The sequence below is a fragment of the Microcoleus sp. AT3-A2 genome (assembly GCF_036705685.1).
In the GTDB taxonomy this organism is placed as follows: domain Bacteria; phylum Cyanobacteriota; class Cyanobacteriia; order Cyanobacteriales; family Microcoleaceae; genus Microcoleus.
The window spans coordinates 36,667-43,488 of record NZ_JAUBVF010000054.1; the positions used below are offsets into that span (position 1 = coordinate 36,667).

Here is a 6,822-nt window from a genome sequence, read left to right on the forward strand (position 1 = left end):
AAATAATGGCTAATGACTTATGTTGACACCATTGCCCAATAAAGTAGAAATTTCTCAAGGTTATTCTCGCAATCCCTGGTTTTTTGGTGTTTTGATTTTGATTGTCCTATTGCTAGGTTTCATGATGCAATCTTACCTTAACAAACCTCAGCTTTTAACCGATCCGTTTTTGCAACTTCCAACAGCAAACTCGGTGCGAGTTGTCTGGTTCACCGAGTTTGCTGGTACTCGCAACACTGTTGCTTACGGCGAAAATTTGAATCAAGTTGTGACGGCAAATACTACCAAGCTAAGCCACACTCGCGAAGACAAAGACTCGCGCATCTCCGATGAAATCAAACAAAGCATAATTGACAGCAATCCAATTGTCCGCGACATCTGGCGCCACGAAGCAGAAGTCCCCAATTTAATGCCCGGTGTTCGCATTCCTTATCGAGTCACCAGCGAAAGGAAAGACGGCGCATCTGTCACCAGCAAAATATTCACTCTTTCTCCCACACCAGCAGCAGGAAGTGCGCTCAAAATTCTCCTAACTTCCGACCATCAATTGATGCCTATGACAGCAGCAAATCTCCAGAAAGTAGCCGAAACAATTGGGAGAGTTGACGCGGTTTTTATGGCAGGGGATTTAGTTAATATACCCGATCGCGCTTCCGAATGGTTTGACGACGACCGAGGCCGCGCCTTTTTTCCCTCTCTGCAAGGTCGCGCATTTTCCGAACTCGACAAAAACGGCATCAAAACCGTTTACAGCGGCGGCGAACTGATCCAACACGCGCCTTTATTCCCCGCCATTGGCAATCACGAAATCATGGGTCGCTTTGCAACCCACAGCAAACTCGATGACCAATTTAACGATCCTTTTCCCCGCGCCGCTGCCGAGAAAATATACGCTCAACGTCCTGCATCTTTGAATCCCAATAATGACCCTTCAGTGCGCGAAATATGGCTAAAAAACAATACTTTTAATAGCGATACCTATGACGAGATTTTCAATTTACCGGGAGGCAAAAATTACTATGCTGTGACTTTTGGCGACGTGCGGTTAGTGACTTTGTACGTTGCGAATATCTGGCGGACTCCGAATTTAGATCCGGGTGCCAGAGGCAGGTATCGCGAACGGGACGAAGATTTTAATAATCCCGAAAAATGGGGATACGGACAGCATATTTTTGAGCCGATTGTCAAGGGTAGCGCTCAATATAATTGGCTGCAACAAGAGTTAAAAAGTGCGGAATTCCAGCAGGCAAAATATAAAATTGTGATGTTTCACTACCCGCCGCATTCTCTGGGTGACAATATTGTACCTGCTTATACTGATCCAGTGCAAATAGTCGATCGCGCTCTCGATGGCGAGATTAAAATGGTGCGTTACGAGTATCCGAAACAGCAAGATTATCTGATTCGGGATGTAGTGCCACTACTAGAAACAGCGGGGGTGCAGTTGGTATTCTACGGACATTCGCACTTGTGGAATCGGTTTGTCAGTTCCAGCGGAATGCACTTTTTGGAGACTTCTAATGTGGGCAACAGTTACGGTGCTTTTGCGGGGGAAAAGCGCCGATTTGTGCCGCCGGGATATCGGGAAGATTACAGCGCTATTGGAGACCCGAACGGATTGGAACCTGTGGTGCCGACTGTTGCACCATTGTTGGCAGAAGATGGGCGGCCGCTGCCGTATATTGATAGCAATGATATTACGGCTTTTACTATTTTTGATACGGGCGATGGTACGGTTAGCAGCTACTATTTTGATACGCGGAAACCGGAGTCTGAAGTGGTGAAGTTTGATGAGTTTAAGTGCGAAAGGTAAGGGCACGGCGTTGCCGTGTCCCTACAGATATCTGAGTCAACTGAGATGTTGCACTATTCTCAATTAGCTGTTTAGCAACGGGCCGGAGAGCCCGTTCCACAATAACATTGAGTTTTGTGGAACAGGCCTCTTGCCTGTTCTTAAGAATGCTGCAAGATGTAATACCAAGTTGCATTGTGATGTAGAATCTAGTTGAGGGTGATAAATGTCAAATAATTTGGAAATTTCCGAAAATATTCGGCTGTTGACTCAACCGTCTTATAGCCCCAAATTAATGCCCGTTGAACATCTGTGGGAAGATTTACGAGAAAACTACTTTAATAACCGAATATTCAAGTCAATGTCTAAGGTAGTCGATTAACTTTGTCATGGACTTGTCAATCTAGCATCTAATCCGGAACGCTTGCGCTCAATGACTTATTTCCCACATTTTAGAATAAGCTCTTTGAAAGCAACTTAGTATCAGCTTATACAACAGACCTACAATGTTCGCTGGAAAAAAAGTCGAGCTAATCGCTCACTGAAAACGTGTTAATACTTTGTTCAAACGTTGGCCTGCGCTGTTCAAATTCCTCAGCAGTGGTAGAGAATGCAACAATCCACATATTGCTCCCTTGCTTAATCGTGTAGATTATCTGTTTGGCAGTTACACCGGAAATTGTTGCTTCTATCACGATCTGACCTGCCTGATAGCGGTCAAGCGACACTTTCTTCTGCTCCACGACACGAAATTCGCTGGGTAATTGTTTAGGAATCAGATCCAAGTATGTATCTATTGTCACTGTAGGTCCAACTGACTCTATAGCAATAGCGACATTACTCAGAAAACCTGCTTTACTAACCTTCGAGTCAAAAGCCCAGATGACGAATGCGGATGGATTCTGTTTGAGTGACTGAGCTACCTGCTGATAGTAGGGCCCCAAAGATTCCAGCTTCTGAACCACCACGTCCAGATATTGGCTGAGATCTCCGCCGCTATAACTCTCCGGTAACTGCAATTGTACACCGCGTCCCTCAAATTTTTTCCAACCTGGGATGGTCGTGGTTTGTGTGGGGACAAAGGGACTTGATGTTTGTTGAGAGGTTTGTGGCTGCTTGCAGCCTATGACTAGGCTTGGTAGCAACAGACAGAGTACCAGCAAAAAGTTTTTCTTATTCATGGAATTACGGTTTATACCCCAATTTGGTATCACTTATGATTGTACGTCTGAACGCAACTTGGTATAAGATGAAACTGAGATGTTGCACCCTTTTTAATTACCTGTTTAGCAACGGGCTCTCCGGCCCGTTCCACAAGAAAATTGAGTTGTGTGGAACAGGCATCTTGCCTGTGCTTAACAAAGGTGGAAGATGTAAGATTAAATCTTGTCTTTCGCAGGCGGAACCAAACCAGTTTTATTCAAACCCGCATCAATCTGCCTGAGCAATTTAAAATCGTCTTCGGGTAAGGAATTAACAGGCGAGTGCTTTTCCAGAAACGAGAATGCTTGGCGAAATTCACGCGGCCGGGAGTCGATCGCACCATCGAAGTGACAAGGTACAATCCTTTGAAAGTCCCAACTCGCCACTTGATCCACCCAATCAAGAGTTTCCCTCGGCGCGCGGTTGAGAATCAAAGTCTGCAAAATCGGCGCCACAAACAACCGCCCTCCTCCCCGCAAAGCCTCAAACGATCGCACCCAATCTCTTTTCCACTTGAACGGATACAACCCGAAATAAGCTTTCCTAGAGCGTTCTGGCGCTTTGCGTGCGCTGGCAAATACCTCCGACCACGGTGGCACTTCCAGCACGCTGGGGCTAAAATACATGGCAAATAAGGCGATTCTCTGCCACCCTTTGCGCCGATTTTCGTGGGTGTCTGCCACAATGTCCGAGGCGCTTTCTTTGGCGTGAAACAGCAGCGGGTAAGAGTCGAGTTGGACGATCGCGGGCGGATTTTCGGGAATCGAAACTATGGAATCTGTTAACATCAGCGTGCGCGATCGTCTGTGAAATAACGCAACTTCGGCAAATCTGCCCAAACCGAGGTCGAGGGGGCCGAGAATTGCCCAGTCAAATTGATCCGCTAACGGCGTGTTGCTGCTGTCAAACGGCAGTACAGAGGTGCGTTTCGCCGGCAAACCCAGCCAACTCAGCGGCAAATTCACCGGGAAACTCCACTGCTGCGGGGCGACAAACACCTGCGCTTCGGGAAAACACCTCGCAAAGGGGCCGACAAAAACTTTGTGCTCGATGCCCGAAACCGTTGTCAGCAGGATGTACTTCACCTCGCCGTGCTCTGCTACTAACTCTTTTACCAAGCGGATGCACTCAGGAGTCGGTGCAACCGGGGCGTAGACGAGAAGGCCTTCGGGTTCTAGTTTAATTACTGTCATCCGAATCGGGACGATCACGTAAAAAATGCCTTGTAGCTGGTCAAAAGTCCAGATTGTGTCCTTGACTATTTCCTTGCGGATGGTGCGCCGCTTGCTGTAGGGATAGAGGGGGACAACTGGCCAAAATGCCCAAGAATAGTCCCGATAATCAATCTGTGCTGATGTTGGTATGCCTTCGCCCTCTGCCACTGGTGCGACTCCTTGCCGATTTTTTTGTACGTGCGTGCGATCGAACTGTTTTTATCTTATTTCACTCCTGTTGCGCGGATTCGAGGAGTTGAAAACGGGTTTCACCAGGCCTGGGTGCGAGAACTATTAAACCAACTGTTCAGGATCAATGCCTAGTTCCCGCAACCGCGCCGCTAGTCTTTCCTCTCGCTGTTGAGATTCTGTCAGTTGCTGTTGAGATTCTGTCAGTTGCTGTTGAGCTTCAATTACTTGCTGTTGAGATTCAATCAGTTGCCGTTCCGCCGCCGTCGCCCTTTCACCCGGACTCAAAATCAACCCTCCTTGGGCCGTAAACCACCGCAACCACAACCGATTCATACTCTTATAAGTGCCTTGCCACCAACCTAAACTCAACTGCAACTCAGGAATAAATAACCGCCCATCAATTAATTCTGCCGGTTCATAGTGGCCTCCTACAAGATGAAAAGCTCGCAATTCATCCGTGTAGCGACTGAAAATAAAATAGTAAGGAATCCGCAAAATTTGTTCATAAACTTGCCACTTAGTCGGCGGTTCCCCAGCTTGCTGAACAGTCCGCCCTAAATCTTCATCTTCAGTGCCCGGCGATAGCAATTCCACCACCACAAACGGATTTACCCGTTCTTGCCAAACTACATAACTCAAACGCATATCGCGCCCTTGATAAAGCCTTGGCACACCCACCGCAGCAAACCAATCCGGGCGTTTATGCCAGCGCGGTTGTGTTGCATCGTAATACAAATTTAGGTCACTGGCTGTAAAGACTTGTTCCGCATCCCATCCCGGCGGCAAAAAGGTGAATTCCAAGAGTTGCGGCTGATCTAAATGAAATGTATCGGGCAAACCGGGCTCCTTTGGGTCTTCGCTAGGTAAATCATACATTGTTGGCAAACTCTGCCGGGGGTCTAAAGGCGGTTCAGCTTGAGCAGGCGGGTAAGTCGGGAATGTCATAATGAATTCTGAGGTTGCTTATCCTGATATGATTATAGCCTTGTGAGAATGTCTTGCATTTCCAAAGAATTCCCATTAACTCTCAATCTCAAATCTCAAATCAAACCTCCAAAATCGATATGACTCAAAACTACCGCATCACTCTTTTACCAGGAGACGGCATCGGCCCTGAAATTATCGCTGTGGCGGTAGATGTCCTGAAACTTGTCGGTCAACAATTGGACATCGGCTTTGAATTTCAAGAAGCTTTAATGGGCGGCGCTGCTATTGATGCAACAGGCAATCCGCTGCCAGAAGAAACACTGGAAAAATGCCGCAACTGCGATGCAGTATTGTTAGCAGCAATTGGCGGTTACAAGTGGGATAATTTGCCCCGCGAACAGCGCCCGGAAACTGGATTATTAGGACTGCGCGCCGGATTGGGATTGTTTGCCAATTTGCGTCCTGCGACTATTTTACCGCAATTGGTTGATGCTTCTAGTTTGAAACGGGAAGTTGTCGAAGGCGTGGATATTATGGTCATCCGCGAACTCACAGGCGGCATTTATTTCGGCAAACCGAAAGGTATTTTTGAGACGGAAACAGGCGAAAAACGCGGTGTCAATACGATGGCTTACACCGAGTCGGAAATTGATAGAATCGGGCGAGTCGCTTTTGAAACAGCCAGGAAGCGGGGAAAAAGGCTGTGTTCCGTTGATAAAGCGAATGTTTTGGATGTTTCGCAACTGTGGCGCGATCGTATTATTGCCCTTTCTTCAGAATACCCTGATGTCGAACTTTCTCACCTCTACGTTGACAACGCCGCCATGCAGTTAATTCGCTGGCCGAAACAGTTCGATACAATTGTCACGGGCAATTTATTCGGCGACATTCTTTCCGATGCGGCGGCGATGCTAACTGGTAGCATTGGGATGCTGCCTTCTGCTAGTTTGGGAGCAAGCGGGCCGGGAGTTTTTGAACCCGTGCATGGTTCCGCACCGGACATCGCCGGACAAGATAAAGCCAATCCCATCGCCCAAGTTTTGAGTGCGGCAATGATGCTGCGCTACGCCTTAAATCAACCGGAAGCTGCTAATAAAATTGAGCAAGCAGTTGTAGAAGTTTTGGATCGGGGTTATCGTACTGGTGATATCATGTCGGAAGGCATGAAACTCGTCGGCTGTCGGGCAATGGGCGATGCTTTAATTGAAGTTTTGCAAGGTTGAGCAATGGTCTGGTAGGGGCGGGTTTTACGAATAATATTCGACGCACGCATACAACCTCATAAACCCGCCCCCACACAACTAATAACCTATATCAACCTTGACTTTGATCGCAGGAAAAAAATGTACATTGAGGCTTACCGTTGGGTGAGGGCGGGTTTATAAGATTATTAATTTTTGGCGATTATGGTTGGTAAAACCCGCCCCTTGTATCTTAAAAGAGTGAGTCAGGCGATTGCCACGTCATTGATTCGATCATACCGACAATCAGTCG

Annotated in this window: 6 protein-coding genes; 3 read left to right on the top strand and 3 right to left on the bottom strand. The window is 47.3% G+C overall.

Annotated features, from left to right (window positions below; genetic code table 11):
- Window positions 1-19 precede the first annotated feature (19 nt).
- Together QUB37_RS23240 and QUB37_RS23245 are read left to right on the top strand one after the other, a co-directional pair.
- On the top strand, window positions 20-1,813 hold the full coding sequence (locus tag QUB37_RS23240) for a metallophosphoesterase family protein (protein WP_333166621.1): 1,794 nt from the start codon (window positions 20-22) through the stop codon (window positions 1,811-1,813).
- Between the two features lie 205 nt (window positions 1,814-2,018).
- Complete coding sequence (locus QUB37_RS23245; protein WP_333166624.1) at window positions 2,019-2,174, top strand: transposase; 156 nt, start codon at window positions 2,019-2,021, stop codon at window positions 2,172-2,174.
- 148 nt (window positions 2,175-2,322) lie between these two features.
- Here the strand turns inward: QUB37_RS23245 and QUB37_RS23250 are convergent, their stop codons facing one another.
- The 3 genes from QUB37_RS23250 to QUB37_RS23260 all read right to left on the bottom strand — a co-directional run bounded on the left by QUB37_RS23250 (window position 2,323) and on the right by QUB37_RS23260 (window position 5,346).
- Window positions 2,323-2,973 (bottom strand): hypothetical protein, encoded by a 651-nt coding sequence (locus QUB37_RS23250; protein ID WP_333166626.1) that lies wholly within the window; start codon window positions 2,971-2,973, stop codon window positions 2,323-2,325.
- A gap of 198 nt (window positions 2,974-3,171) precedes the next feature.
- On the bottom strand, window positions 3,172-4,377 hold the full coding sequence (locus QUB37_RS23255) for a DUF4336 domain-containing protein (RefSeq protein WP_333166628.1): 1,206 nt from the start codon (window positions 4,375-4,377) through the stop codon (window positions 3,172-3,174).
- 126 nt (window positions 4,378-4,503) lie between these two features.
- On the bottom strand, window positions 4,504-5,346 hold the full coding sequence (locus QUB37_RS23260; protein WP_242716859.1) for a Uma2 family endonuclease: 843 nt from the start codon (window positions 5,344-5,346) through the stop codon (window positions 4,504-4,506).
- Window positions 5,347-5,465: 119 nt separating this feature from the next.
- Between QUB37_RS23260 and leuB the strand changes: the two genes are divergently transcribed.
- Window positions 5,466-6,551 carry a 3-isopropylmalate dehydrogenase gene (leuB, locus tag QUB37_RS23265; protein ID WP_333145250.1) on the top strand — a complete coding sequence of 362 codons (1,086 nt, stop codon included), beginning with the start codon at window positions 5,466-5,468 and terminating at the stop codon, window positions 6,549-6,551.
- The last annotated feature ends 271 nt before the right edge of the window (window positions 6,552-6,822 follow it).

Excerpts from the sequence above, each read along its gene's own strand:
- QUB37_RS23240 (WP_333166621.1), top strand. The coding sequence starts at position 20 with ATGTTGACACCATTGCCCAATAAAGTAGAAATTTCTCAAGGTTATTCT.
- QUB37_RS23245 (WP_333166624.1), top strand. The coding sequence starts at position 2,019 with ATGTCAAATAATTTGGAAATTTCCGAAAATATTCGGCTGTTGACTCAA.
- QUB37_RS23250 (WP_333166626.1), bottom strand. The coding sequence starts at position 2,973 with ATGAATAAGAAAAACTTTTTGCTGGTACTCTGTCTGTTGCTACCAAGC.
- QUB37_RS23260 (WP_242716859.1), bottom strand. The coding sequence starts at position 5,346 with ATGACATTCCCGACTTACCCGCCTGCTCAAGCTGAACCGCCTTTAGAC.
- leuB (WP_333145250.1), top strand. The coding sequence starts at position 5,466 with ATGACTCAAAACTACCGCATCACTCTTTTACCAGGAGACGGCATCGGC.